The organism is Arthrobacter nitrophenolicus (assembly GCF_045833485.1).
GTDB classification, from domain to species: Bacteria; Actinomycetota; Actinomycetes; order Actinomycetales; family Micrococcaceae; genus Arthrobacter; species Arthrobacter nitrophenolicus.
Map to the genome: position 1 here is coordinate 1,207,452 of NZ_CP174504.1, position 25,087 is coordinate 1,232,538.

Below are 25,087 nucleotides of genomic sequence, written 5' to 3' on the forward strand. Positions count from 1 at the left end.
GCGGGCAGGACCAACTGGTCCTGCCCGCCCTTTCTGGTGAGATCAGCGACTAGCGCGACGCTGTCGGCGAGGCCGTCGACGTCTCCATATCCTCGGTCTCCGTGGCCATCGGTGACGCCGTGTCATCCGGCGAGGCCGTGGACGTAGCGGTTGACGTGTAGGTGGACGTCGGGCTTGAGGTGGCGCCGCCGTCGTCGTCGGCCTGCTCAAGCACCTCGTTGATGAGGTCCTCCAGCTCCTTCTGGTCAGTGTCGCCCAGCTCGGCGCCGCTCTTGGTGGCGACCACCAGCAGCCGTCCCTCCGCAGCGGAAACCTGCATCAGCTTCTGCTGGTTGTCCCCGCTGCGGGTGCTGAGGGTGGCGAACGTCTCGTCGGCATCCGTCTCCGCCTGCAGCTCCTCGCTGGAAACCTCGTAGCTCTGGCCCAGGGCCTCGACCTTGAAGGTGGCGCACTGGTCCATCTTGCCCTTGATGCCGGTGAGGACCTGCTCGGCGTCCTCCCCTTCGCCGCTGGACTGGGCGGACAGGGTGCGGGGCTGGTTGCCTTCGGAGATCGCGACAGCCACCTCGCCGTTCTCCACGGTGTCCAGCAGGCCTGCTGTGGCGATGTCCTTGCAGTCTTCCGGGTCCACCGTCGCGGTGCTCAGCAGCAGGTTGGCGATGTTTCCGCCCTGGTCCACCTGCTCCTTGGAGTACAGCTTCAGCTCGTTGCCGTCCGCGTCGGTCTTGCCGGAGATGAGCTCGCGCAGCTCATCCTCCGTATAGACCTTTTCTTCCTCGGCAGGTGAGGGCGAGGCCGTCGCGGTGGCAGTGGGGCTGGCCGTGCCGCCGCCTCCGCCGGTGCAGCCGGCCAAGGCCAGCATTGCCGCGGTCATCAATCCAAGCGCAGGAACTTTTCGCATGAGTACAACCCTTTCGAAAATAGCAAGCATGCTTAGTGTTTCCACCCTAAAGGGTGCAGCAGGCAGAGGGAAATAACAGGCGGATAACTTTGGCAATATGGAATAATCCGAGGTAGTGGTCCGCACCGGACCGCTCCACAGACAAGAGGGGCAACAGTGTCCGCCACAACTACCGGCACCGAGGCGGCGAGGGCGGCCATCAACAACTCCCAGGTCCCCAAGCACGAGCAGCTTCGGATGATCATCCTGCGGCTGGCCAAGGAGGAGCTGGGGCCCGGCGCCAGGCTGCCCAGCGAGCGGACCCTCATGGACTCCTACGGCGTCAGCCGCATCACCGTCCGCGCGGCAATAGGCCGCCTGGTCAACGAAGGGCACCTGGTCCGGGTTCCGGCCAAGGGAACGTTCGTGGCGGACTCCCCCGTCCAGTCCACGCTGCACCTGGCGTCCTTCACCCAGGAAATGGAGGCCATGGGCCACGTCCCCAGCACCGTAGTGCTGGTGGCGGAGTCAGCCGCGGCGCCCGACGATACAGCGGAGGCACTGAGCCTCCCCCGGGGGTCCGAGGCCATCCACCTGCGCCGGCTCCGCCTGGCGGACGGCCGCCCGGTCAGTGTTGACGACGCCTGGTACAACCCGGAGCACGCCGCCGGACTCCTGGACATCGACCTGACCGGCTCGGTCTACAAGGCCCTGGCCGCCCAGTTCGGCCACCAGATTGACCGGGCACGCCAAAGCGTCCGGTCCGAGGGCGCCCCCGCCGATGTGGGGGCGCTCCTCGGCACCGGAACGGGTGCGCCGGTCCTGGCCTTCGACCGGGTTTCATACTCGGGCGCCCTGGCAATTGAGCACTCGCGCTCCTGGTACCGGTCCGACCGCTACTCGCTCAACATGGAAGTCCGGCTCTAGGCCGGACGTCCGTCAGTCCAGCGAAAACAGGCTGGCGCCCGCTGCCACGGCGCCGTCAGCCAGCAGCGTTGCCGTGTCCGGCTTGGTGTCGAGCACGACGACGGGACTCACCATCGAGTAGCCGGCCGCCAGGGCGGGGGCCGGGTCCACATGCATGACGGGCTCGCCGGCCGCGACGGTGTCGCCCTGCGCGATCAGCAGCTTGAAGCCGTCGCCCTTGAGCTTCACGGTGTCGATGCCCACGTGCGTCAGCACGCCGCGGCCCGCTTCGCCGACCACCACAAAGGCGTGCGGCAGGAGCTTGACCACCTTTCCCGCCAGGGGGGACACGACGTCGAACGCCTCACCGGCCGGGGGTTCAACGGCCGCGCCGGAACCCACCATCTGCCCCGCGAACACGGGGTCGGGAACATCTGACAGCTGCACCACTGCCCCGCTGATGGGGGCAAGGACCACCATGGACTCCGCCACTAGAGGAGGTCCTCGATGTCTTCGGCCAGGGAGTCGGCTTCGGGGCCGACGATCACCTGGACTGCGGTGCCGGCGGTGAGGACGCCGTGGGCCCCGGCGGCCTTCAGGGACGCCTCGTTCACCAGCGAGCCGTCCTTCACCTCGGTCCGGAGGCGGGTGATGCAGGCTTCCACCTCGACGATGTTGGCGGCTCCGCCCAGGCCTTCAATAATCTTCTCTGCTTTGGACATTGCTGCCCTTTCTGACGGTGCCCGTATGGAGCACTTCCTCAGCACCGGACCGGCGGTCCGGTGCGACCAATTCTGGCTTCCCCTCCTTCGAACCAACAGTCCCGACGGTGTTTTCCGCCGATCTTGACAGCCGGTCGTGGGATGAATCACACTGAACTGGTCATAACCAGACAGTACCGGCTGGAACCGCCACTTCACAAGCCCCCATCCCCAACCCGCAGAGGTGTACCCATGTCAACATCCGAGACCACGGCCTTGGCTCCGGAGAAGAAGCCAAACCGCGCCTTCGCCACCCTTCAGCGGCTGGGCCGCTGCCTGATGCTTCCCATCGCCGTGCTGCCCGCGGCGGGCCTGCTGCTGCGCATCGGGCAGCCGGACCTGCTCGGCGCCATTCCCGGCTTCGAAGGCGGCGCCGCCGTCATCTCCGCCTCAGGCAACGCGGTATTCACCTGGCTGCCGCTCATCTTCGCCGTCGGCATCGCCATCGGCTGGGCCAAGAAGGCAGACGGCTCCACCGCCCTGGCCGCCGTGGTGGGCTACATGGTGATCGACGGCGTCTTCAAGGCGATGTCACCGCTGGTCCTCGCCGGGCAGGTGGACCCGGCCGGCAAACAGGCCGTGATCAACTACGGCGTCCTCGCCGGCATCGTGGTGGGCCTGCTCTCCGCCGGACTGTGGCAACGGTTCTACCGCACCAAGCTGCCCGACTTCCTGGGCTTCTTCAGCGGCCGCCGCCTGGTGCCCATCCTGACATCCGTCACCAGCCTGGTTGCCGGCGTCGTGCTTGCCCTCTTCTACCCGCTCTTCAACGCCGGCCTCTCCGCAGCCGGCCAGGCCGTGGCCGGCAACCCGGAACTCGGCGGCGGCATCTACGGCTTCGCCAACCGCATGCTCCTGCCCGCAGGGCTGCACCACATCCTCAACTCCGGCCTGTGGTTCCTGATCGGCGACTTCACGGACGCCTCCGGGCAGCTGGTCCGCGGCGACCTCAACCGCTTCTTCGCCGGCGATCCCGCCGCAGGCGTCTTCATGACCGGATTCTTCCCCATCATGATGTTCGGCCTGCCGGCGGCTGCCCTCGCCATGTGGCGCCACGCCAAGCCCTCGCAGAAGAAGATCGTGGGCGGCATCATGCTCTCCACCGCGCTCACGGCATTCTTCACGGGCATCACCGAACCGCTTGAGTACGCGTTCATGTTCGTGGCCTTCCCGCTCTACATCGTCCACGCGGTGCTGACCGGCACGTCGATGGCCCTGGTCAACGCCCTGGACATCCATCACGGCTTCACGTTCTCGGCGGGTTTGATCGACTTTGTCCTCAACTTCGGGAAGTCGCAGAACGGCTGGATGCTCATTCCGATCGGGCTGGGCTACGCGGTGGTCTACTACTTCCTGTTCTCGTTCGTCATCAAACGCTGGAACCTGCGCACCCCCGGCCGTGAGGACGACGAAGTCACGGTGGACACCGAGGCCGCCAAGTAAGCAGCAGTCACCCCGTTCCGTCCACCAACCCGAAAGCACTCCCGCATGGAAATCATCATCCTTCCCACCGCTGACGACGTGGCCCGCACGGCCGCAGACGCCATCGAGGAACAGGTCCGCCGCGGCCCGTCCGTCCTGGGGCTGGCCACCGGCTCCACGCCGCTGGGCACGTACCAGGAGCTCATCGCCCGGCACCGCACGGGCGGCCTGAGTTTCGCACAGGCGCAGGGCTTCCTCCTCGACGAGTACGTGGGGCTGCCCGCTGCCCACCCGCAGTCCTACCACTCGGTGATCCGGGATGAGTTCACCGCCAGCGTTGACTTCGCCCCGGACGCTGTGCACGGACTGGACGGGATGGCGGAGGATCCCGAGGCCGAGGCCGCCCGGTACGAGGGCCTGATCGCAGCGGCGGGCGGGGTGGACATCCAGATCCTGGGCATCGGCACGGACGGGCATGTGGGGTTCAACGAGCCCATGTCCTCGCTGGGCTCAAGGACCCGGATCAAGACCCTCACCCGGCAGACCCGGCAGGACAACGCCCGCTTCTTCGACTCCGCGGACGACGTCCCGGACCATGTCCTGACCCAGGGCCTGGGCACCATCCGCGAGGCCCGGCACCTGCTGCTGCTCGCGATGGGCGAGGCGAAGGCGGAAGCCATCGCCGCCGCCGTCGAAGGTCCGGTCGCGGCAATCTGCCCGGCGTCGGCACTGCAACTGCACCCGCACGTGTCCGTCCTGGTGGATGAGTCCGCGGCCTCCCGGCTGGCGCACCGGGAGTACTACACGGACACCTTCGGACGGAAGCCGGCATGGCAGGGACTGTGAGCACGGAGCGGGCCGTTATCGCTCCTGAACTTGAACTCGCTGTGGAGGACGCCGACGGCGTGCGGCTGGCTGCCGCCGCCGGCGCCGCCCGGGTGGAACTCTGCGCGGCCCTGGCCGAGACGGAGGGCATCACGCCGAGCATCGCCGCAGTGGAGCAGGCCTGCAGTGTGGGCCTCCCGGTCCACGTCCTGGTGCGGCCCCGCCCCGGCAACTTCACCTACTCGGCCGGCGAGCTTGCGGTGATCGAGCGCGACGTGGCGGCGGCCATGGATGCCGGCGCCGCCGGCGTGGTGGTCGGGGTCCTGGCGGCCGACGGCGGACCGGACACCTCCGCCGTCGGACGCATTACCGAGGTGGCGCGGCGCTACAAACCGGCCGCCGAGGTGACGTTCCACCGGGCCTTCGACGCCGCCCTTGCGGCCGGCTTCGACCCGGCGGAAGCCCTGGCCCGGCTGGAGAAAGCCGGGGTTGACCGTGTCCTGACCAGCGGCGGCAGCCCGGACTGCGTACTGGGCCTTGGCATGATCGCCCGGCTGGTGGAGCTGGGACGGATCCACGCGCCGTCGGTCCAGGTCATGGCCGGCGGCGGAGTGACGCTGAAACTGGTACCGTCGCTGCTCGAAAGCGGCGTCCAGGCGGTCCATACCTCCGCCCGGGCACGCCACGGGCTCTCCGGCGCGGACCGGGTGGCCAACGCCGACCCCGCCCTGGCTGCGGCGATGGCCGCGGCAATGGCCAGGGGATCCATGGGGACACCCACTGCGGGAGGCACGGAAGCATGAACAACCAAGTGGTCCTTCGCGGCCGGATCGTCACCGGAAGCATGGACATTGCCGACGGGGTCATAGCGGCCGACGCCGGCCGCGTCACTTATTCCGGGCCGGCGTCCGAATACCGCGGAAAGGCAGGGCCCGCGACCGACAACATCCTGCTGCCCGGACTGGTGGACCTGCACTGCCACGGCGCCAACGGCTCCGACTTCTCTGACGGCTCGGATGACGGCGCCCGGTCGGCGGCCCGCTACCTGCACAGCCGCGGCACCACCACCCTGCTGGCCAGCCTGGTGACAGGCTCGCCGGCAAACCTGGTGCGGAACCTCTCTGTGCTGCGGACCCTGACAGCGGAAGGACTCATTGCCGGCTCCCACCTCGAAGGCCCCTTCCTGGCGGCAGGGCAGTGCGGCGCCCACGACCCCTCGCTGCTCCTCGAACCGGATCCGGCCCTGGTGACCGAACTGCTTGAAGCCGCCGGGCCATCCCTGGCGTCCATGACGCTGGCGGCCGAGCTTCCCGGGACATCCGGCCTGGTGGACCTGCTGGCACCACGCGGCATCATCCCGTCCCTGGGGCACACCGCCGCGAACCCGCCCGCCGCTGCCGAATTCCTGGAGCACGCTGCCGCCGCACTGTCTGCTCCGTCCAATCCAACCGGCCGGTTCAGGCCGACCGTCACGCACTTGTTCAATGCGATGCCCGCCCTGCACCACCGCTCCCCCGGCCCGGTCTCGGCAAGCCTCAGTGCTGCCCGGGCAGGCAATGCGGTGGTGGAACTCATTGCAGACGGCGTGCACCTGGCGACGGAAACGGTCAAGCTGGTGTTCGACCTGGTGGGCGCGGAAAACATCGCCCTGGTCACCGACTCCATGGCGGCCACCGGCCTGCAGGACGGGCCATACCAACTCGGTTCGCTGGGCGTCACCGTCGACCATGGTGTGGCGCGCGTGGACAGCACCGGGGCCATCGCCGGTGGAACCGCCACCTTGCTGGACGTTGTGCGAACCACCGTTGCCGCGGGTGTCCCGCTGCAGGACGCCGTCCTGTCGGCGACAGCCGTTCCGGCCGCAGTCCTCGGCTTGTCCTCGCAGGCGGGCGACCTCCGCGCGGGCCTGCCCGCCGACGTCGTCGTTGTCGGCCCGCGCCTCACCCTGGCGGGCGTTCTGCGCCGGGGCGAATGGGTGGCTGCCCTCGCGCCCACAGCGTAGTGCGGCTGCATTCCTGCGGGTGACCGATGCGGGGGGCCGGCGTTAGTGCAGGGCAGGAATGTCAGACCCTCCCGCGATGATTTAGGTATGGGAAACAGCACGGTCGTAGCAGCCCCGATGGAGGGTGTTTTTGCCTCCATGGCTGCCCTGAACGCGCTGTTCCTTGAAGAGGAAGCCCTGACCACTGGCCTGGCGGCGGGAGCTGATGGCGGCGCCGGCGTTGATCTTCTGGGCCGGCTCTACCGGATCCGGTTGGAGCGGCTGGGCCTGGAAAAGCGGCTTGAGGCACAGGTCGCCGCGCTCACGGCCCGCGACGCCGCCCAGTCCCTTGACCTGCAGCAGGCCATGACACCACCGGACGCCTCCACCCAGGACCGCACGTACGCGGAAATATCGGCAGTGGAAGAAATCGCCGGGGTCCTGACCATCAGCTCCGGAGCAGCAGGGGCGTTCCTGTCCCAGGCCCGGCAGGTCTGTTCCCTCCCATCCGTGTACGAGGCCCTGTCCACCGGGTCCTTGTCCTGGCAGGGCGCCAGGATCATCGCCGACGAAACCGAGAACCTGGACCACCCCGCCGCCCTGGCCCTCGCGGACCACTTCCTGGACCCCGACGCACCCAACCCGGCCCGCGGCTGCCCCGCCACAAACCTTGTACCGTCCCGGCTGCGGGCCAAGGTCCGAGCCTGGCGCGAACGCCACCACCACGACTCCATCGAAAAACGCCACACCAAATCCGCAGCCGACCGGCGGGTCGAATTCACCCCCGAACGCGACGGCATGGCCTGGTTCGCGATCTATATGCAGGCAGACTGCGCGTTGGCGGCCTGGAACAAAACTACAGCCATCGCCCGCGGCCTCCAGGGCCCCAACGAAACCCGCACTCTTTCCCAAATCAGGGCCGATGAAGTCGCCCGACGCCTCCTCGCCCCCGCCCAAGCCATAACTACCACCACAGACGCCAGCACCGGCGCCGGCAGCACTCCCAGCAGCAGCACCCCCGCAGACGGCGGGGACACAGAAGGCAGCCAGGAAAAGATCACCGGTGAATTCCTCGGGCTCGCCACGCTCGTCGGATCAGACGAACCAGCAGCGGACTTGAACGCCGATGACCAGACCTGCACCGACGCCATCGGAATTAACGGAACCGGTCTACACGGAACACCCGCTGCAACCAGCCCCGAAACCGGGAAAGTCCCCACACCCCGCGCCGACGTCATCGTCACCGTCCCCGTGTTCTCCCTGCTCGGCCTAACCGACGAACCGGCCACCCTCGACGGCTACGGTCCCGTCCCGGCGGCGATGGCCCGTAAACTCCTCGCCGAAGGGGCAGATTCCTTTACCCGAGTCCTCGTCGATCCACGCGACGGCGCACCCCTGGAGATAGGCCGCACCAGCTACCGGCTCACCAAAGCCATGCGACAAGCCCTCACCCTCAGGGACGGCAAATGCACCTTCCCCGGCTGCAACAACAACGCCCTGGACAACGAAGCCGACCACCTCCAAGCGTGGCACCACGGCGGCACCACCGGGATCAGCAACCTGGCACAACTCTGTCCAAAGCACCACCGCCTGAAACACAACAGCGGCTGGACACCCACCCAAGCCACAAAAAACGAACCACCCGGATGGACCTCACCCACCGGCCGCACCTACCCCGCCGAACAACCCGACCGGGAACCGCCTCAATTGCCCGCCGGTATGCCTTCCCCGGATGTGGCCGGCCCCAGGCTTCTGCCGTCCGAGGCTCCGTTGGCGTCTCCTGCCGGCGTCATCAGTGTGGACTTTCGTCCGGCATTGTCCCCGGCGGAAGAATGCCTTCTGAGGTACCTGCGCAAGGCCAGGGCATAGCGTGCCCGCGGTGTTTTCCTACGTTCCCACCGCGGCGTTAGTCAGGGACGTCCGCTACGTGGCCCTGAGTCCTCCCCGCACCTGGCTGGGCCTGGTCCGCTGTTTGGCTTCCTGCCCGGCCAAGGCATGCAGCCGGGACACAACGTCCAGAGCGAGGGGACGCCCATGCCCCGGTGCCAGCAGCCGGGGGCCAAGGTTGGCAAGCCGGTCCACCGATTCCATGGCCACCTTCCAATCCCAGGTGGTGTACCAGGGGGGACCTGCAAGGTCCGGCCTAGCGAGGAGGATGCCCGGGAGGGAGTTCAGGTTTACCGTCACCACCGCATCACCCGAAAGCAGAACCCTGTCGCTGGGCCGCCAAAAAGCTACGTGCCCGGGTGTGTGCCCCGGTGTGGGGACGGCGTTCCAGCCCGGCAGGCCCGGCACTTCCCTTCCCGGCCCAAGCGGTTGGACGACGTCGGAAATGTCCCCGGCGGCCTCGATCCGCCGGCGGAGCGGGGCCGGCAGCGAGCGCATGACGGGCATGACCACCCACCGGTCCAGCGGCATTGAGAAGTCGGCCCGGTACCTCCCCTGGGCCATGGGCAGCTCGGCCGGATGGACGTACACGGGAACCTGCCACAGCCGGGCCAGGGTGCCGGCGGCGCCGGAGTGGTCGGGGTGGAGGTGGGTCAGCAGGATTGCACGGGGGTTCTCCCCGGGACCGAGCATTCGCTGGACAGCCATGTGTACTTGCTCCGCGCTGGCGGCCCAGCCGGTATCGACCAGCACCCGGGCCGATCCGGACCGGACAAAGTAGAGGTTGGACGCGAATGCTCCCGATCCCGAGGTTATGAGGACAACCCCGGGAGCGATTTCCCGGATTTGGCTGATGCGCTTCATTGCCCTTCCATTTTCCTCCAGGACATCGCGCTTTCACATCATCCGGCGGCGAATGAAGCGAACCTTTGCCCGCCCATGCGTAGCGATGGATTTAGTCCTGCCGCTGTTCCTTACCGGTGCAGCGTTCCTTACCGGGTCACAGTCCCTTACCGGGTCCGCAACCGCTTGAACGGTGGCCCGGCGGCCGGAACGGCTCTCGCCTGCGATTCAGGGGAGGTGGCTGAAGTATGGCCGATCAAGCCGAGGGACAGCAGCAGGAGGCCAAGTTCGGCCAGGCCGGCTGCGAAATAGACCGCCTGGAGGACGGTGAAAGGGATGATGACCATCTGGACGAAGATCCAGATCAGGATCGAATAGCCGGCCGTCGCTGCCGCAATGGCGGCCCAGCGGTGGTTCCTGGCAACGAGGATGAGTGCGGCGAGGTGCGTGCCGCCAACCACCAGTGCCAGCAGCAGGCCAGGAAGAAAGTAGCTGTTGAAGGGCGACCCCGCCAGCATGCTCTCGGGCATGACCAGCTGCGCCGGCAGGCCCAGCCGTTCGGGCCCCAGCCAACTTCCGAGCGCCATCACCAAGCCACCGGCCAGTGCAGTCAGGCCAACGAATCCCAGGACGGCCAGAAGCCCTGCCCGCCTCACGGTCCCACTCCGATTGACTCTTGCATGCTGCCAGTCTCGCCCCGCCGCCTGGCCGGCAGTAGGGGCGAAAGGCCCTCAGCCGTCGGCGCCCGGCAGGCAAACCTCCACGATGCCGCCGGTGATACGGGTATCAAAACGCGGTTGCCGGGACGTGGCAGGGCCTGCCTGCACCTCGCCCGTACGCAGGGAGAACATGCTCCGATGCCAGGGACAGACGACGCATGGTTCGCTGCCGGTCCCGGCATCTCCGGCCTTGAGTTTGCCTTCGTGCAGCGGCCCGGACAGGTGGCTGCAGACGTCGGACAGCACGTTGACGCTGTCGCCCTCCCGGTGGACGAGCAAGGGCAGTCCGGCAACTTCGTGCTTGAGCAGCTTTCCCTCCGGCAAATCCGAAAGCTGTGCCAGGGAATGCCATCCTGACGGGAAGCGGTGCGGTATCTCCTCGCTGTGGTTCACGCCCGCTGCCTGCCGGTAGGTGAGGTGGCCGCCCAAGAAACCGCCGGCACCTACTGTGGCAAGCCCCAAGTAGGCGAGGACCTTTCCGCTGTTCCGGCTGCCCCTCGCCCGCTGGATCAGCGACGCAATGTAGAGCCCCGTCGCCGTCACATTGGCCGCGGCGTGCACCAGGCCTACCCTTTGCTGCTGCGGGTGGAGCTGCGACCAGTCGGTGAAACCGGCCAGCGCCGACGGAAGCACGCTTGCAGTGCCAACCCCCACCAGAATCCCGGCGGCCTTTTCCGTGCCGGGGATCGCGTCCAGGACCCCGGCGGAAACCCAGGCACCGATCGGAACCTGGACTGCGAGCGGATGCACCGGATGGCCAATGGGAACACCGTGGAGCACGTCCCTCGCCCATTGTGGACGGAGGACCTTCCTGACGACTTTCCGGACGCTCTTGGCCACGGGGTCAAGCCATTCGGCGTCCTCGAGGCGGGTGACAAGCTCAAGTGCAGGCAGCGGCTTCATGGGTCTCCCTTACCCTGTTTCCTGGAATCCAGTCGGTGCCCAGAGCCTAGCTGGTGACCGTGCCGGGGAACAGGGCCAGGCAACAGACGCCGGGCAGCGACGCCGGGACGGAAGGGGAAGGCCGGAAGCCGCCGCTGGCAGCACCGGCACCGGTTACCGCAGCGGCGACCCCACCACCGTGAACTGGCTGCCGCCCATCTCGCCGGACAGCAGAGGCATGGCCTCGGCGATCGCGGCCCGCACACTGTCCAGCTGCAGTGAGGCCCGGTGCGCCTCCGGCGACTCCCACAGTTCGCTCACAAACACCGTGTCAGGAGCGTCGTCGTTCACGCCCACCTCGTACAGCAGGCAACCGGCTTCCTTGAGTCCCTCCATCGGCCGGAGCAGGATGGACACGACGGCGTCCCGCTGGCCGGGCTTGGTTCCGAGGCTTCCCACATTCGCAAAGGTCATGGTGCCCAGTCTGCAACAACGGCAGGACAGATTCCGTCAGGCTACTTCGCTGCCGCCGACGCGGCAGGCTCGGCAACCTGTCCCGCCGTCGCAATCTCTCCCCTGGCCGCAACCTCGCCGTTGAAGGCACGCAGCATGGCCGTCCGGTCAAACTGGCCCTCCCATCTGGCGACAACGAACGTGGCCACACAGTTGCCCAGCAGGTTCACCACCACCCGCATGGAATCCATAAGCCGGTCGGCGCCCAGGAGCAGCGCCACGCCGGCCACCGGGAAAATCCCGAGCGCACCTGCCGTGGCGGACAGCGCCAGGAATGCGGACCCGGGGACCCCTGCCATCCCCTTGGAGGTCAGCATCAGCACGCCGAGGGCGGCGAGCTGCTGGCCAAGATCCAGGTTGTACCCGAAGGCCTGGGCCAGGAAGAGAAGCGAGATCGACAGGTAAAGGGCGGCCCCGTCCAGGTTGAAGGAGTAGCCGGTAGGGACCACCAGGCCCGTGGTGGCGCGGGAGCAGCCGGCGTTTGTCAGCTTGGTCATGATGCGCGGCAGCACAGACTCCGTGGACGCCGTCCCGAGTGCGAGGAGGAATTCCTCCCGCGTGTACTTGATGAACTGCCACAGCGGCACCCGCGGGTACACCCACGCAACCACGAAGAGCAGCCCGATGAACACAAGCGCCGCACCATAGCAAGCGGCCACGAGCAGCGCATAGGTGCTCAGGGACCCCAGCCCGTACTGGCCGATAATGAACGCCATGGCACCGAAGGCGCCTATCGGCGCCGCCCGCATCACCCAGCCCATGATCTTGAAGAACAGCTCCAGCACAGTTTCCATCAGGGTGATCACGGGGAGGCAGCGCTCCCTGCCCACCACCACAATGGCGGCTCCAAAGAAGACCGAAAAGCACAGGACCTGCAGGAGGCTGTTGCTGGCAAACGCGCCCACCACGCTGGTGGGAATGATGCCCAGCAGGAAGGCTGCGGCATCCTTGGGCGGGGCCGTGGAAGTTTTGGCATCAAGGGCGTCCTGCGAGAGCGACGCCGGATCAATGTTCAGGCCTGCGCCCGGCTGGACCACGTTCCCCACTACCAGGCCAAAAACCAGGGCAAACAACGTGGCGGCGGTGAAGTATGCCAGGGCCTTGACGCCCACGCGGCCCACGGCCCGCACGTCGCTGACAGCAGCAATCCCCGTCACGATCACCAGGAAGATCAGCGGGGCGATGATCATCTTGATCAGCTGGATGAAGCCATCCCCAAGCGGCCGGAGTCCCGCGCCGATCTCCGGCCAGAAGTGGCCGACCACAATGCCCGCCACTACGGCTGCCAGGATCTGGAAGAAAAGTGATTTGTAAAGGGGTTTCCTTGCTGCCCCGCCTGCATGCGGTTGCGGCGCGGAGAGGAGCGCTGGGTTCTTCATCGCGGTGCCTGTTCTTTGGAATGTGTCGGCACCCGGGGCGCCGCAAGGTCATCCGTAACGCTAGGGCTCCCATGTTTCCGGAAAGATAAATCCGCAATGCGGAAGTATTAAGAGGAATGGCACGTGCGCGTACACCCGTCACCTGCGGCCACGGGAACGACGGCGGCGCGCGGTCGCCGTCGTTCCCTTCCCTTTCGGCTGGCTGGCTTCCTGGCAAGCTCCCCGCAGTCGTTGCACCCCTGCGATTGGATCGCTCCTGGTCCTGCGGGCGTACGCAAAGCCGCCGCAGAAGCCGGACCATTCGGTGGCTGCCTCGCTGGCGCTGGTCAAGGCCCCGGACCCCGCACGCTTTCCGCGGGCCTGACCTCAGTCCGCGGCACCCGGGGTTCCGGCATGGACCACGGCGCCGCTCGCCGTCGTGTCCTCGTTCAACATCCAGCCCACGCGCTTGACCGTCCGCAGCATCACCACGCTCTCCACCAGTTCGATGCCCGGCACTTTCTGCTGCAACGCCAGCTCGGCCGTCATGACGTCGGCCAGCGACTGGAGCCACATGATGATCACGAAGTTGGTGGGGCCCGTGGTGGACGCGCTGAGCCGGACATTGCTGATGGTGCGGAACGCGGCGGCTGCCTCCTCATGCCTGCCGGCCGGGACGTTCGCGAACCACTGGCATGTCACCGGGAACGATGAGTAGCGCTGCGCCAGCTCGCAGCGGAACAGCAGGATCCCGCTGGCCAGCACCCGGTTCAGCTGCCGCTGCACCGTGGCTGGGTGGCGGCCCAGCCCCCGGGCAATGTCCGCCGCCGTCGCCCTCCCGTCCCGCGCCAGGTACGGGAGCAGGGCCAGGTGGCTGGGCGGGAGGTCCCCAGCTGCCGCAGCATGCCGGCCCGCGCCCTCGGCGCCTTGTCCCAGCGTCCGCAGCGTTGCCAGCTGAGCCTTGTCCAGGATGTTCAGCCGCCACTCGTCGGCGCTGGTGTGCAGCCGGGTGCAGAGCGCTGTCTGGTACTTGGTGAGGCCCTCGATGGCCTTCAGCCTGGCGACGACGTTGGTGCTGAATTCCTCAAGCGACCTGGTGATGACGGTCAGCATCAGGTCGCGGTTGCTGGCCGCTTCCTCCACCGTGACGATCTCGGGAAGGGCCGCCAGCTGGGCGGTGACGGCGTCCCGCTGGTTCATCTCGCAGTCGACGGCCACAAAGGCGAGGAGCATCTGCTGGGGGTTTCCGGCCAGATGCGCAGTGACCCAGGCCGCGCCGCTGGACCTGAGCCGCTCCCAGCGTGCGGCCAGTGTGGTGGCGTGGACGCCCAGCACTTTGGCGGCGTCGGCCCAGCCAAGCCGCGGGTGGACCTGCAGCACCTGGATCAGGGCGAGATCGTCCTCGCTGAGTTCCATGGGCCGTCCTTTCGTGCATGAATCCTGCTACCAAGTAGGAGCAGAAGCATAATTACTGCGCTTTCGACGAATGTGAAGCGCACCACTCCAGAATAGTCCCCAAGCCGGAAGCCCACGCCAAGGAGTACAACTTGCCCATCACCGAAGACGCCCGCGACCTGCAGGAAGACCTGGTCCGCCTCCGCCACGACCTGCACCGGCGGCCGGAGATCGGCCTGCACCTTCCCCGCACCCAGGAGCGCGTCCTCCAGGCGCTGGACGGCCTGCCGTTCGAGATCACGCTGGGCAAGGAAACGACGTCGGTCACTGCCGTCCTGCGCGGCGGCGCCGGTATGCAGGCGGGTGGCGGGACCCCGGCGGCCACAGCTTCACCGGCGGGCACAGATTCCCCGGCGGGCGGCAAAGCAGCCGAACGGCCCGCCGTCCTCCTCCGCGCGGACATGGACGGACTCCCGGTGCAGGAGAAGACCGGAGTGGACTACACATCCCGGACCGACGGCGCCATGCACGCCTGCGGCCACGACCTGCACACGTCCATGCTCGCCGGAGCCGCCACGCTCCTGGCCGAGAAGCGGCACCTGCTCCGGGGCGACGTCGTCCTGATGTTCCAGCCCGGTGAGGAAGGCTGCGACGGCGCCAGCTACATGATCCGGGAAGGCGTCCTGGACGCCGCAGGCCCCCGCGTCCAGGCAGCGTACGGCATGCACGTCTTTTCCTCCCTGGAGGAACACGGCCAGTTCTGCACCAAGCCGGGCGTCATGCTCAGCGCTTCGGACGGCCTGGCGGTCACCATCCTCGGCGCCGGCGGCCACGGATCCGCCCCGCACGCCGCCAAGGACCCGGTGACCGCGGCGGCGGAGATGGTCACCGCGCTGCAGGTGATGGTGACGCGGCAGTTCAACATGTTCGATCCCGTGGTCCTGTCCGTCGGCGTCCTGCAGGCCGGCACCAAGCGGAACGTCATCCCGGAGACGGCCCGCATCGAAGCCACCATCCGGACCTTCTCCGAGGGCTCCCGCCTCAAGATGATGGAGGCCGTACCGCGGCTGCTCAAGGGCATCGCCGCAGCCCATGGCCTTGACGTGCACGTCGATTACCAGGCGGAGTACCCGCTCACCATTACGGACGAGGACGAAACCACTACTGCCGAAAAGGTCATCTCCGGCCTGTTCGGCGAGCGCCGGCTCTCCCGCTGGGCCACCCCGCTCAGCGGCTCCGAGGACTTTTCCCGGGTGCTGGCAGAAGTGCCCGGCACCTTCGTGGGGCTCAGCGCCGTCGCTCCCGGTGCTGATCCAGCAGCCTCCCCCTTCAACCACTCGCCGTACGCGACCTTCGACGACGGCGTCCTGGCTGACGGAGCAGCGCTCTACGCAGAACTGGCCATTTCGCGTCTCGCCTCGCTTTCCGCAGCTTCATAGTACGCAGCCACTCCCCACCGCCGGCAGCAGCGCCGCCGCCGGCAACCCCATTCGCACCGACCACCAGGAAGTCATCATGTCCATTGCAGTAACAAGGCAGCAGACTGGACGCGTGTCCACCGCGAAAACCATCGTCGGAACCGGCATCGGCAACGCCGTCGAGTGGTACGACTGGGCCATCTACGCCACGTTCACGCCCTTCATCGCCAGCCAGCTCTTCAGCAAGGCCGACCCCGCCTCCGCGGTACTCTCCACCCTGGCGATCTTCGCCGTCGGCTTCGTGGCCCGGCCCTTCGGCGGGTTCGTTTTCGGCTGGATCGGCGACAGGGTGGGCCGCAAGACGTCCATGACGCTCGCCGTCGGCCTGGCTTCGCTGGGCAGCCTGATGATCGGCATCGCGCCCACCTTCGCGGCCGTGGGCGCCTGGGCATCCCTGATGCTGCTGGTGGCCCGGCTCATCCAGGGCCTGGCACACGGCGGTGAGCTGCCGTCGTCGCAAACCTACCTCTCCGAAATGGCACCCAAGGAGCACCGCGGGTTCTGGGCCACCCTGATCTACACCTCCGGAACGGTGGGCATCCTGTTCGGCACGCTGCTGGGCGCCGTGCTGAACATGACGCTGACCACCGAGGCGATGAACGCGTGGGGCTGGCGGATCCCGTTCCTGCTCGGCGCAGCGATGGGCCTCTACGCCCTGATCATGCGGGCCCGGCTGCACGAGACCGAGGCCTTCGAGGGCGAATCCACCGCCGTCAAGCGCGCGCCGATCTGGCCGCAGATCGTCCGGCACCGGAAGCAGGCCCTGCAGGTGATCGGGCTGACGGTCGGCCTGACGGTGATCTACTACATCTGGGGCGTGGTGGCACCGAGCTACGCCACCACCGCCCTCAAGATCGACCGCGGCGAAGCCCTGTGGGCCGGTGTTGTTGCGAACATCGTGTTCATTGCCGCGCTGCCGGTCTGGGGCAAGCTGTCCGACCGGATCGGGCGCAAGAAGGTGCTGTGGTCCGGTGCCATCGGTTCTGCCGTGATGCACTTCCCCATGACCTGGCTGCTGAAGGATTCCGCCTGGCAGCTGGCGGTGGGCATGTCCGTGATGCTGGTCTTCATCGCCGCGAGCGCCGCCATTGTCCCGGCCGTCTACGCCGAGCTGTTTCCCACCTCGATCCGCACCGTGGGCGTCGGGGTGCCCTACTCCATCTGCGTGGCCGCGTTCGGCGGGACCGCGCCCTACCTGCAGCAGTGGCTGGGCACCTCGCTGGGCGCGCCCCAGGTGTTCAACATCTACGCGGTGCTGCTCCTGGTCATCAGCGCGGCGTTCGTCTTCACCATCCCGGAGACCAAGGGCAAGGACCTGACGCACTAGCCGCTCCAGGGCTGGCTCCTCCAGGCGGGTCAGCGGGCCCCGGTGCATGGCGCACCGGGGCCCGCGGCGTGTCGGGGAGTGCCCAGGCTTCCGGGACTGCTTAGGCGAAGTTCCTGATGGTGATGCCGGAGAAGGTTGCCGGGCCGCCGTCGGTGTAGAACGAGATCCCGGTGTCACCCGCGGCGAAGTGCACCTGCTGGGACAGCACCGTGTGACCGGCGTTCACGAACACCTCCACGCTCTGCCTGTCCACGAAAATTCGCAAATGCACTGACCGCGCAGCGGCATCAATCGGTGCCGCCGCACGCGTGAACGGCACGAGTGAAAAGCCGGCCAGGTCCGACGGCCCGCGGTCCACATACAGTTCCGCCCCGTACTTCCCGATGTTGGTGTGGCGCGTGCCGTCCGCGGACCGGCCCACCGAGACGCCCACGTTGGCGGCGGCATCCCAGGAAATATCGAGCTCCAGCTCGTACGCGTAGCCGCTCCACGGCAGGACTGCGCTGCCGCTGACAGTACGGTCCGGAAGCACCGTGGTGGAGCCCGCGTGGCCGGCGAGCGCCGGGACGGGACTGCTGAGCAGGCTGTACCAGCCCCCGGCCTGGCGGGCAAGGCGCAGTTCGCGTACCACCGAGTTCTGGCCGTTGTATCCGTCGCTGGCATCCGTGGGAACGTCCCGGGCGGCGTACTTCCAGTTGTTCATCCAGCCGATCGCGTACCGCCGGGTGTCGGGTGCCTCCGCTGCCGGCCAGGTCACGGCGCCGTACCAGTCCCAGCCCCAGTCGAGCCACTGCGGGTCCAGGTTGTCCGCGAGGAACTGCCCGCCGTCCCAGGTTCCCGTCCAGTAGGCGTAGGTCATGGGCAGGCCGATACTGTAGGCATCCATGCTGGCGCCCAGCACCCAGTGCCGGGTGCCGTCGTCTGCCGTCATCTCGAACAGGTCCGGGCATTCGATCCCGCCGAGGGCATGGTTGGGGTAGTCGAAGTTGCGTTTCAGCTGCCAGTCGCGCAGGTTCTGCGAGGTATAGAACGCGGCGTACCGGGCCCGGCCGATCACGCACACCCATTCGCTGCGCGCCGCATCCCAGTGGATCTTCGGATCGCGGAACCATTCCGCGTTCTCGATCTCGGCCTGCGTGGTGGCGGCCCGTCCATCCGTGTTCACGATCACCGGATCAGGCAGCGCCGTGAAGGTGGAGCCGCCATCGGTGGACCAGTAGAGGTACTGCTCCTGGTACTTGCGGATCCCTCCAGTGGGCTGCGTGGCGAGGACAACGATGGCGCCTGCCCCAAAACCGGCAGTGTTTGCCGTGTCCACCACCGCCGAGCCCGACCAGACAGGAAAGTCCGGCTGCAGCGGGATGGCAACCCCGTGATGGTCGAAAGCCACGCAGTCCGTGGTGGTGGCGTGGTCCCATCCGCCCGGGCCGTTGTTCTGCGCGGAATGCAGGTAGTAGAGGTGGTACGCGCCGTTCACGTAGACCGGACGTTGGGGGTCGCACAGCCAGCCCGACGGCGGCGTCATGTGGTACACGGCGCGTAAAGACTCCTTGGCCTTGGCGGCTGCCGGCAGCACGTTGCTCATGAACAAAGCCAGCGCTCCTGCGCCGGTGCCCTGCAGGACGTTGCGCCGGGACAAATGGGGCGTCATGGTGTTTCCTCTCGAAAGTGGGCTGCATCAGGGCGTGCGACAGCCACTGGCGCACGCGGCGATGACGACGGCGGCGCAGCAGTCCCAGGCGGAGACGCCGGGCGGGTGCGGGTTGCGTCGCGGCCCGGATGGAGGGACGGCCCGCCGGTGCTGGATGGCACCGGGAGGGCCTTGGAAAAGGTACTGCTCTAAAGGTGGAACCTTCATTGGTTCGGGGGCTGACGCCGTCGTCGGAAAATCGCTTGGCCCCAAAACTAGGGATGCAAACAGTGTTTGGTCAAGCGTTTTATCGCAGACGGCCGGATCCAGAAAAAAGTTTCGCTAAAACGCTTGATCAAACCCGGCGGCATCATCTACCTTGAGGTGATCAAACGCTTTAGCAGAACGGAACATCAGCGCCGATGAGTTATCCAGTCTTCTTCCAGCCCGCCGACGGATGGGTGGGAGACCTCATCCCTTTCCAAAAGGACGGGGAGTTTTGGCTCTTTTACCTCCACGAGGTCCGCTCCGACCCCAAGCCGGGAACGTCGTGGAACCTGGTCACCACCAAGGACCTCATCCAGTTCCAGGACCAGGGGGTGGCACTGCCGCACGGAACAGATAACGATCCCGACTTCAACGCCTACACGGGCAGCGTGGTGGTTGACGAGTCCGGCATCCACCACCTCTTCTATACCGGGCAGAACCCGAAGAACCTTGGCAAGGACGGGCTGCCGCTGCAGCTGGTCATGCACGCCACCAGCACCGACGGCATGCGCACCTGGGTGAAGCACCCCGAGCTTACGTTCGGTGCACCTGCCGGCTACGAGTCCGGGGACTGGCGGGACCCTTACGTTTGCCACGACCCGTCCTCCGGCCAGTGGCGCATGCTCCTGGCGGCCCGGCACGCCGAAGGACCCGAACGCCGCCGCGGAGTCATCGCCCAGTGCGTGTCCAGCGACCTGGTGAGCTGGCAGTACGCCGAACCGTTCTGGGACCCCCGCCGCTACATTACCCACGAGTGCCCGGACGTCTTCGCCTGGGGCGGCTGGTGGTACATGGTCTACTCCGAGTTCTCCGAGAATTTCACCACCCGGTACCGCATGGCGAAAAGCCCGGATGGACCGTGGCTGGTGCCGGACCAGGACAGCATCGACGGCCGCGCGTTCTACGCGTCCAAGACCGCGGAACGGGACGGGCGTCGGTTCTTCTTCGGCTGGATCGCCAGCAAGGAAGGAAATTCCGACAGCGGCTCCTGGCAGTGGGCGGGCACCATGTCCGTCCTGGAGGCCCGGCAGAACCCGGACGGGACCCTGGCGTTCGGCTTCGCCGACGAACTGGTGGACAGTTTCTGGGACGAGGTTGCCGTGACCTTCGACGGCGGCCTGCCCGCCAGGCTGGACGTCCCGGACGGCTACACCGCCACCGTCTCCCGGGAGGAACTGCCCTCCCAGTTCTACGCCAAGGCAATCCTGGACATCAGCCCGGGCACCACAGAGTGCGGGCTGCTGCTGCGGTCCAGCGCCGACGGCGACAGCTCCTACGTGCTCCGGCTCGAACCGAAGCGCGGGCGCCTGGTCTTCGACCAGTGGCCGCGGGCCGTCACGGGGGAGGCCCAATGGCATGTCTCCGGGGACGTGCCGTTCGAGATCGAACTCGAGCGCCCGTGCAGCCTTCCTCCCGGCGAACACACGCTGGAAGTCATCGTCGACGGCGACCTGTGCGTCGCCGTCGTGGACAGGCAGGTGGCCCTCAGCACCAGGATCTACGACCTGCCGGCGGGCCGGATCGGCGTCTTCGCCGGCGAAGGATCCGCCACCGTTACACATCTCGAAGTACGCAAGCGCACCGACAACTGAATACCCTCCCGCATCCTCCGTTCAAACCAAGGGAAAGACCGCAATGAAGAACCTGATCCGCGCCGCCGCCGTCGCAGCAGCCACCGCCCTGGCCCTCACAGCCTGTGGGGGCGGAAGTTCCACCGATCCCTCCAACGTCAGCCCCACCGGCGAGATCAAGCCCCGGGAAATCTCCTGGCTGCTCTCGCGGCCCGCTGACGGCGCCGTCATCAACATCATGAAGAAGCTGGCCGACGACTACGCCAAGGACCACCCCGGCTTCGAGCTGAACCTGATCACCACCCCGGACCGGCCCTCCTACATCCAGAAGCTCGAGACCCTGGCCGCAGCCAACAAGCTCCCCGAGCTCTTCGACACGGATGCCACACCCTTCGCCCAGCAGCTGGCCAAGCAGGGCAAGATGGTGGACGCCGAAAAGCTGCTCAAGACCCTGGATGTCTACGACGACTACCGCCCCGGCGCCCTGGACTACCAGCGCTTCGACGACGGCTCCCTGTACATGATCCCGTTCCAGTTTGAGCTGGAATTCATCTGGTACAACAAGGCGCTGCTCGAAAAGGCAGGCGTGGCGGTGCCGAAGTCCCTGGACGACATTCCCGCCATGTGCACGGCCCTCCGCGAGGCCGGCATCACCCCGATCGCCATCGACGGCCAGGACCAGTGGCCGCTGGAACGCTACATCGCCTACCAGCCGTTCCGGGAAGCCGGACCGGACTTCGTGACGAAGCTGAAGAAGGGCGAAGCGAAGTTCTCCGACCCCGCCGGGCAGAAGACCGTCAACTGGATGGCTGAACTTGGCAAGGCGAAGTGCTTCCAGGAGGGCTTCTCGGCCCAGGGCTACTCAGACGCGCAGAACCAGTTCACGTCCGGCCAGGCGGCGATGTACAACATCGGCACCTGGGAGCTGTCCAGCCTGGCCACGGACAAGCTGGACCCCGCCGTCCGGGACGACATCGACTTCTTCACCCTCCCCACCACGGCGGGATCCGTCACGGCAGCCAACGAGTTCGTTTCGCCCTCGGGCATCGGCATGGCGGTGAACTCGAAGACCTACGATCCCCTGGTGAGCGACTTCCTGAAGTTCGCCCTGGAGAAGTACCCGGCCGAATACGCCGCAACCGGCGCGCTCTCGCCCACCACCGACGTCGAAACCGCCGTCCCGGCCAACGCAACGCCGCTGTACCGGAAGGCGCTGGACCAGGCGAAAGACCTCGGTTCCAAGCAGGCCATGCCCTGGGACACGCAGCTTGATCCCACCACCAACGGACGCCTGCAGCAGGAGCTTGTCCTGCTGGTCCAGGGCAACATCACGCCGGAGCAGTTCACCAGCACCATGGACAACACCATCGCGCAGAACGCCCCCAAGTTCTTTAAGTAAGTGCCGTTCTTCAAGTAAGCAACCACTGCGGCGGGGGACTCCGGTCCCCCGCCCGAAAGGCCCGGCCATGCTCCCCAACAGGATGCTTCCCAACAGGTCCAGGACATCCGTCCTCGTCTTCCTGCTCCCTCCCCTGCTGCTCTACTTCGCAGCGGTGCTGTTTCCCATCCTCCAGTCGCTGTTCCTGAGCTTCTTTTCCTGGAACGGCATCAGCGACATGGAGTTCGTGGGAGTCGACAACTACGTCCGCATGTTCGTCAAGGACGACATCTTCTGGCGGGCTTTCCTGAATGCCCTGATCTACCTGGCCATCTGCCTGGTCCTGCAGCTCGGCGGGGCCCTGGTGGTCGCCAGCCTGCTCACGTCACTGCGCCGCGGCCGGGAGCTGGTGAAGACGCTCTACCTGCTGCCGGCCGTGATCTCCACCGTTGCCATCGCTTTCCTCTTCGTCCGGATCTACTCCATCGACCCCGTCGGCCTGCTCAACCAGCTGCTGCACTGGATCGGGCTCGGCAGCCTCGAGCGGCCCTGGCTCTCGGACGTCACCACCGTCCTGGCCGCCGTCTCGGCGCCGGAAGGCTGGCGGTTCACCGGCCTCTACATGCTCATCATCTACGCAGCCCTGCTCGCCGTGCCGAAGGAGCTTGAAGAAGCCGCCGTGCTGGACGGGGCATCCCGGTGGACGTTGTTCACTAAGATCCGTTTCCCCTACATCCGCCCGGTGTGGATCACCACCACCATCATGGCCACCACCTACGGCCTGCGCGGCTTCGACATCCCCTACCTGATGACCAACGGCGGGCCGGGGCAGTCGTCCGAACTGCTCACCACCTATATGTACAAGACGGCGTTCACCAGCACCGACTTCGGCTACGCCAGCACCATCTCGGTGTTCATCGTCATTGAGTGCCTCGTCGCCGTCGGCCTCATCCTGTTCCTGCTCAAGCGGAAGGCAGACTCATGATCACCCAGGCAGCCCCAGCCGTCCCGCCCGCCGTGGTGCCGCCGCGTCCGGCAGCCCGCCGCCGTCGCAGGCCTGACCTGTTCCGGACGTTCTCACGCGTCCTGGTCATGCTCATCGTGATCGTCCAGGTCTACCCGCTGGCCTGGCTGTTCCTCACCAGCCTGCGCACCGAGCAGGACTTTGCCAGCGGTGATCCGTTCGCCCTGCCCAGCTCGCTGACCTGGGAGAACTACGCCCGGGCCTTCGAAACGGGGGACCTGGGCCGGAACATCATGAACAGCTTCATCGTTACCATGGGCGCCAACATCCTGATCGTCCTGCTGGGCATGATGGCCGCGTACGCCATCCAGGTGCTCGGGTTCCGGCTCAGCAAGCTGGTCCGCGGGCTGTTCCTGATCGGCATCATCGTGCCCGTCCAGATCGCCCTGGTGCCCCTGTTCATCGACTACTCGGCGGTGAACCTGCTGGACACCTACCAGTCGATGATCATTCCTCTGGCCGGGTTCTCCCTGCCGATGTCCATCTACCTGTTCTGCTCGTTCTACGAATACATCCCCAAGGAAACGTACGAGGCAGCGTCTCTGGACGGCGCAGGGCCCTACCGGATCTTCGGCCTGATCACCCTGCCGCTGTCGCTCAACACGGTGGTGACCGTGGTCCTGGTCAACAGCATCTTCATCTGGAACGACTTCATCTTCGCCAACACCTTCGTGCTGTCCGAGGAACTGAAGACCATCCCGCTGGGCCTGCAGAACTACATCGGTGCCATGGGCAAGGTGGACTGGACGGCCACGTTCGCCGCCGTGTGCGTCACCATTACCCCGCTGCTGCTGGTCTTCCTGGTCCTCAACAAGGCCATGATCCAGGGACTCGAGAGCGGGGCGACCAAGGGATGACCGCCGCAGCCGCCGGATATACTCCTGACGGAGGGCAGATGAATTCAAGGGAGAACAAGCCTGGGGAAGCCGCGCCTGCGGCCAGTCCCCGGCACCGGCCCGAACGAGCCCACCCCGTCACGCTCCGCGACGTCGCCGAAGCGGCAGGGGTCTCGACGGCCACCGTGTCGCTGGTGGTCAACAAGAAAAAAGACGCCCGCATAGCCGAAGAAACCCGCCAGCGCGTCAAGGATGCCATCCGCGCGCTGGGCTACCGGCCCAACGCGATGGCCAAGACCCTGGTCAGCGGCACCTCCCGGTTCATCGGGCTGGTGGCCGACGGCGTTGCCACCACGCCCTTCGCCGGCCAGATCATCCACGGCGCCCAGGACGAGGCATGGAAGCACGGCTACGCGCTCCTGATCGCGAACACCGAGGGAAACCGGGAGCTTGAGCAGGACGCGATCAGCATGATGCTTGAGTACAAGGTGCGCGGCATCCTCTACTCCACCTGGTTCCACCGCGAAACCGATATTCCGGCCTCGCTGCGGGAAGCAGACTTTGTCCTGGTGAACTGCTTCGCCGCCGAGCCGGGGGCCCGGGCCGTGGTACCCGACGAGGTGCAGGGCGGAAAGTCGGCAACCGAGATCCTGCTCCGGCACGGCCACCGCCGCATTGCCTTCATCAACGCCACCATCCCCGCCCCTGCCAAGGACGGACGGCTCCTGGGGTACAGGCAGGCTCTCGAGGAAGCCGGCATCGCCTTCGACCCCGGCCTGGTCATGGAAGCCTATCCGGACCAGGAAGGCGGCTACGGCGCAACCGGTGAGCTGCTCAAGCGCAGCGCCACCGCCGTCTACTGCTACAACGACCGGATGGCCATGGGCCTCTACGACGGGCTGCGTGAGCACGGGTTGTCCATTCCGGAGGACCTCGCCGTGGTCGGTTTCGACAACCAGGAAGTCATCGCCGCGCACCTGCGGCCCCCGCTGTCCACCGTGGCGCTCCCCCACTACGAGCTGGGCGCAGCCGGGGTACGCATGCTGCTCGGGCTGGAGGAGACAGCCGGGGCGGAGGCAGCGAAAATCCACTGCCCCACGGTGGAACGCAATTCGGTCCGGGTCGCAGCGCGCGCAAAAACATAAGGCCTGGGAGGGGTTCAGCGGGCGGTCCGTACATGGTCAAATGGGAGGGTTGTACCGGC

23 protein-coding genes are annotated in these 25,087 nt (G+C 66.8%); 13 read left to right on the forward strand and 10 right to left on the reverse strand.

All coding sequences use genetic code 11. The annotated features are described in order from the left end of the window. Window positions 1-49: 49 nt before the first annotated feature. Window positions 50-901, reverse strand: a complete 852-nt coding sequence (locus tag ACJJV6_RS05700; RefSeq protein ID WP_407710115.1) for a hypothetical protein — start codon at window positions 899-901, stop codon at window positions 50-52. A 156-nt stretch (window positions 902-1,057) separates the two neighbouring features. Between ACJJV6_RS05700 and ACJJV6_RS05705 the strand changes: the two genes are divergently transcribed. Continuing rightward, window positions 1,058-1,807: a GntR family transcriptional regulator gene (locus ACJJV6_RS05705; RefSeq protein WP_009356702.1), complete on the forward strand. Its 750-nt coding sequence runs from the start codon at window positions 1,058-1,060 to the stop codon at window positions 1,805-1,807. Between the two features lie 12 nt (window positions 1,808-1,819). Here ACJJV6_RS05705 and ACJJV6_RS05710 read toward each other — a convergent pair whose 3' ends face one another. Next, window positions 1,820-2,278 (reverse strand): PTS glucose transporter subunit IIA, encoded by a 459-nt coding sequence (locus tag ACJJV6_RS05710; RefSeq protein ID WP_407710116.1) that lies wholly within the window; start codon window positions 2,276-2,278, stop codon window positions 1,820-1,822. After that, window positions 2,278-2,508 (reverse strand): glucose PTS transporter subunit EIIB, encoded by a 231-nt coding sequence (locus tag ACJJV6_RS05715; protein ID WP_009356700.1) that lies wholly within the window; start codon window positions 2,506-2,508, stop codon window positions 2,278-2,280. The genes ACJJV6_RS05710 and ACJJV6_RS05715 overlap by 1 nt, the downstream gene beginning before the upstream one ends. Before the next feature lie 231 nt (window positions 2,509-2,739). Between ACJJV6_RS05715 and ACJJV6_RS05720 the strand changes: the two genes are divergently transcribed. From ACJJV6_RS05720 to ACJJV6_RS05740, 5 genes are all read left to right on the forward strand, one after another. After that, window positions 2,740-3,990 carry a PTS transporter subunit EIIC gene (locus ACJJV6_RS05720; RefSeq protein ID WP_407710117.1) on the forward strand — a complete coding sequence of 417 codons (1,251 nt, stop codon included), beginning with the start codon at window positions 2,740-2,742 and terminating at the stop codon, window positions 3,988-3,990. A gap of 45 nt (window positions 3,991-4,035) precedes the next feature. Next, window positions 4,036-4,815: a glucosamine-6-phosphate deaminase gene (gene nagB / locus ACJJV6_RS05725; protein WP_009356698.1), complete on the forward strand. Its 780-nt coding sequence runs from the start codon at window positions 4,036-4,038 to the stop codon at window positions 4,813-4,815. Continuing rightward, on the forward strand, window positions 4,800-5,597 hold the full coding sequence (locus ACJJV6_RS05730; RefSeq protein ID WP_407710118.1) for a copper homeostasis protein CutC: 798 nt from the start codon (window positions 4,800-4,802) through the stop codon (window positions 5,595-5,597). The genes nagB and ACJJV6_RS05730 overlap by 16 nt, the downstream gene beginning before the upstream one ends. Next, a complete protein-coding gene (locus ACJJV6_RS05735; protein WP_407710119.1) occupies window positions 5,594-6,796 on the forward strand; it encodes an N-acetylglucosamine-6-phosphate deacetylase in 1,203 nt (400 codons plus the stop codon). The genes ACJJV6_RS05730 and ACJJV6_RS05735 overlap by 4 nt, the downstream gene beginning before the upstream one ends. A gap of 87 nt (window positions 6,797-6,883) precedes the next feature. Beyond that, entirely contained in the window at window positions 6,884-8,644 is a 1,761-nt protein-coding gene (locus ACJJV6_RS05740) for an HNH endonuclease signature motif containing protein (RefSeq protein WP_407710120.1), read from the forward strand. Window positions 8,645-8,698: 54 nt separating this feature from the next. Here the strand turns inward: ACJJV6_RS05740 and ACJJV6_RS05745 are convergent, their stop codons facing one another. The 6 genes from ACJJV6_RS05745 to ACJJV6_RS05770 all read right to left on the reverse strand — a co-directional run bounded on the left by ACJJV6_RS05745 (window position 8,699) and on the right by ACJJV6_RS05770 (window position 14,393). Then, the gene (locus ACJJV6_RS05745) at window positions 8,699-9,526 is read right to left on the reverse strand and encodes an MBL fold metallo-hydrolase (protein WP_407710121.1); all 828 of its coding nucleotides are present in this window, start codon (window positions 9,524-9,526) and stop codon (window positions 8,699-8,701) included. A 146-nt stretch (window positions 9,527-9,672) separates the two neighbouring features. Continuing rightward, window positions 9,673-10,161: a hypothetical protein gene (locus ACJJV6_RS05750; protein ID WP_407710122.1), complete on the reverse strand. Its 489-nt coding sequence runs from the start codon at window positions 10,159-10,161 to the stop codon at window positions 9,673-9,675. Between the two features lie 75 nt (window positions 10,162-10,236). Further along, the gene (locus tag ACJJV6_RS05755; protein ID WP_407710123.1) at window positions 10,237-11,127 is read right to left on the reverse strand and encodes a Rieske 2Fe-2S domain-containing protein; all 891 of its coding nucleotides are present in this window, start codon (window positions 11,125-11,127) and stop codon (window positions 10,237-10,239) included. Window positions 11,128-11,280: 153 nt separating this feature from the next. Further along, complete coding sequence (locus tag ACJJV6_RS05760) at window positions 11,281-11,580, reverse strand: putative quinol monooxygenase (protein ID WP_009358452.1); 300 nt, start codon at window positions 11,578-11,580, stop codon at window positions 11,281-11,283. A gap of 41 nt (window positions 11,581-11,621) precedes the next feature. Then, the gene (locus tag ACJJV6_RS05765; protein WP_407710124.1) at window positions 11,622-12,998 is read right to left on the reverse strand and encodes a cation:dicarboxylate symporter family transporter; all 1,377 of its coding nucleotides are present in this window, start codon (window positions 12,996-12,998) and stop codon (window positions 11,622-11,624) included. Window positions 12,999-13,364: 366 nt separating this feature from the next. Beyond that, complete coding sequence (locus ACJJV6_RS05770; protein ID WP_407710125.1) at window positions 13,365-14,393, reverse strand: Lrp/AsnC family transcriptional regulator; 1,029 nt, start codon at window positions 14,391-14,393, stop codon at window positions 13,365-13,367. A 131-nt stretch (window positions 14,394-14,524) separates the two neighbouring features. Between ACJJV6_RS05770 and ACJJV6_RS05775 the strand changes: the two genes are divergently transcribed. Together ACJJV6_RS05775 and ACJJV6_RS05780 are read left to right on the forward strand one after the other, a co-directional pair. Beyond that, complete coding sequence (locus tag ACJJV6_RS05775; RefSeq protein ID WP_407710126.1) at window positions 14,525-15,811, forward strand: M20 family metallopeptidase; 1,287 nt, start codon at window positions 14,525-14,527, stop codon at window positions 15,809-15,811. A gap of 76 nt (window positions 15,812-15,887) precedes the next feature. Next, window positions 15,888-17,177, forward strand: a complete 1,290-nt coding sequence (locus ACJJV6_RS05780) for an MFS transporter (RefSeq protein ID WP_407710127.1) — start codon at window positions 15,888-15,890, stop codon at window positions 17,175-17,177. A 100-nt stretch (window positions 17,178-17,277) separates the two neighbouring features. Here the strand turns inward: ACJJV6_RS05780 and ACJJV6_RS05785 are convergent, their stop codons facing one another. Continuing rightward, window positions 17,278-18,828, reverse strand: a complete 1,551-nt coding sequence (locus ACJJV6_RS05785; RefSeq protein ID WP_407710128.1) for a glycoside hydrolase family 32 protein — start codon at window positions 18,826-18,828, stop codon at window positions 17,278-17,280. Window positions 18,829-19,229: 401 nt separating this feature from the next. Here ACJJV6_RS05785 and ACJJV6_RS05790 point away from each other — a divergent pair, with 401 nt between their 5' ends. From ACJJV6_RS05790 to ACJJV6_RS05810, 5 genes are all read left to right on the forward strand, one after another. Continuing rightward, entirely contained in the window at window positions 19,230-20,666 is a 1,437-nt protein-coding gene (locus tag ACJJV6_RS05790; protein WP_407710129.1) for a glycoside hydrolase, read from the forward strand. 43 nt (window positions 20,667-20,709) lie between these two features. Then, a complete protein-coding gene (locus ACJJV6_RS05795; protein WP_035753051.1) occupies window positions 20,710-22,044 on the forward strand; it encodes an ABC transporter substrate-binding protein in 1,335 nt (444 codons plus the stop codon). An 82-nt stretch (window positions 22,045-22,126) separates the two neighbouring features. Beyond that, window positions 22,127-23,008, forward strand: coding sequence for a carbohydrate ABC transporter permease (locus ACJJV6_RS05800; protein ID WP_407710470.1), 882 nt, complete (start codon window positions 22,127-22,129; stop codon window positions 23,006-23,008). Continuing rightward, complete coding sequence (locus ACJJV6_RS05805) at window positions 23,005-23,904, forward strand: carbohydrate ABC transporter permease (RefSeq protein ID WP_009358448.1); 900 nt, start codon at window positions 23,005-23,007, stop codon at window positions 23,902-23,904. Before ACJJV6_RS05800 ends, ACJJV6_RS05805 begins: the two co-directional genes overlap by 4 nt. A 38-nt stretch (window positions 23,905-23,942) precedes the next feature. After that, window positions 23,943-25,028, forward strand: a complete 1,086-nt coding sequence (locus ACJJV6_RS05810) for a LacI family DNA-binding transcriptional regulator (protein ID WP_354175682.1) — start codon at window positions 23,943-23,945, stop codon at window positions 25,026-25,028. Window positions 25,029-25,087: the final 59 nt, after the last annotated feature.

What these genes read in the sequence shown, in the direction of transcription:
- ACJJV6_RS05805 (WP_009358448.1), top strand. Translation starts at nt 23,005, where the DNA reads ATGATCACCCAGGCAGCCCCAGCCGTCCCGCCCGCCGTGGTGCCGCCG.
- ACJJV6_RS05810 (WP_354175682.1), top strand. Translation starts at nt 23,943, where the DNA reads ATGAATTCAAGGGAGAACAAGCCTGGGGAAGCCGCGCCTGCGGCCAGT.
- ACJJV6_RS05785 (WP_407710128.1), bottom strand. Translation starts at nt 18,828, where the DNA reads ATGACGCCCCATTTGTCCCGGCGCAACGTCCTGCAGGGCACCGGCGCA.
- nagB (WP_009356698.1), top strand. Translation starts at nt 4,036, where the DNA reads ATGGAAATCATCATCCTTCCCACCGCTGACGACGTGGCCCGCACGGCC.
- ACJJV6_RS05760 (WP_009358452.1), bottom strand. Translation starts at nt 11,580, where the DNA reads ATGACCTTTGCGAATGTGGGAAGCCTCGGAACCAAGCCCGGCCAGCGG.
- ACJJV6_RS05735 (WP_407710119.1), top strand. Translation starts at nt 5,594, where the DNA reads ATGAACAACCAAGTGGTCCTTCGCGGCCGGATCGTCACCGGAAGCATG.
- ACJJV6_RS05730 (WP_407710118.1), top strand. Translation starts at nt 4,800, where the DNA reads ATGGCAGGGACTGTGAGCACGGAGCGGGCCGTTATCGCTCCTGAACTT.
- ACJJV6_RS05715 (WP_009356700.1), bottom strand. Translation starts at nt 2,508, where the DNA reads ATGTCCAAAGCAGAGAAGATTATTGAAGGCCTGGGCGGAGCCGCCAAC.
- ACJJV6_RS05770 (WP_407710125.1), bottom strand. Translation starts at nt 14,393, where the DNA reads ATGGAACTCAGCGAGGACGATCTCGCCCTGATCCAGGTGCTGCAGGTC.
- ACJJV6_RS05740 (WP_407710120.1), top strand. Translation starts at nt 6,884, where the DNA reads ATGGGAAACAGCACGGTCGTAGCAGCCCCGATGGAGGGTGTTTTTGCC.
- ACJJV6_RS05700 (WP_407710115.1), bottom strand. Translation starts at nt 901, where the DNA reads ATGCGAAAAGTTCCTGCGCTTGGATTGATGACCGCGGCAATGCTGGCC.
- ACJJV6_RS05720 (WP_407710117.1), top strand. Translation starts at nt 2,740, where the DNA reads ATGTCAACATCCGAGACCACGGCCTTGGCTCCGGAGAAGAAGCCAAAC.
- ACJJV6_RS05755 (WP_407710123.1), bottom strand. Translation starts at nt 11,127, where the DNA reads ATGAAGCCGCTGCCTGCACTTGAGCTTGTCACCCGCCTCGAGGACGCC.
- ACJJV6_RS05745 (WP_407710121.1), bottom strand. Translation starts at nt 9,526, where the DNA reads ATGAAGCGCATCAGCCAAATCCGGGAAATCGCTCCCGGGGTTGTCCTC.
- ACJJV6_RS05800 (WP_407710470.1), top strand. Translation starts at nt 22,127, where the DNA reads ATGCTTCCCAACAGGTCCAGGACATCCGTCCTCGTCTTCCTGCTCCCT.
- ACJJV6_RS05795 (WP_035753051.1), top strand. Translation starts at nt 20,710, where the DNA reads ATGAAGAACCTGATCCGCGCCGCCGCCGTCGCAGCAGCCACCGCCCTG.
- ACJJV6_RS05780 (WP_407710127.1), top strand. Translation starts at nt 15,888, where the DNA reads ATGTCCATTGCAGTAACAAGGCAGCAGACTGGACGCGTGTCCACCGCG.
- ACJJV6_RS05765 (WP_407710124.1), bottom strand. Translation starts at nt 12,998, where the DNA reads ATGAAGAACCCAGCGCTCCTCTCCGCGCCGCAACCGCATGCAGGCGGG.
- ACJJV6_RS05790 (WP_407710129.1), top strand. Translation starts at nt 19,230, where the DNA reads ATGAGTTATCCAGTCTTCTTCCAGCCCGCCGACGGATGGGTGGGAGAC.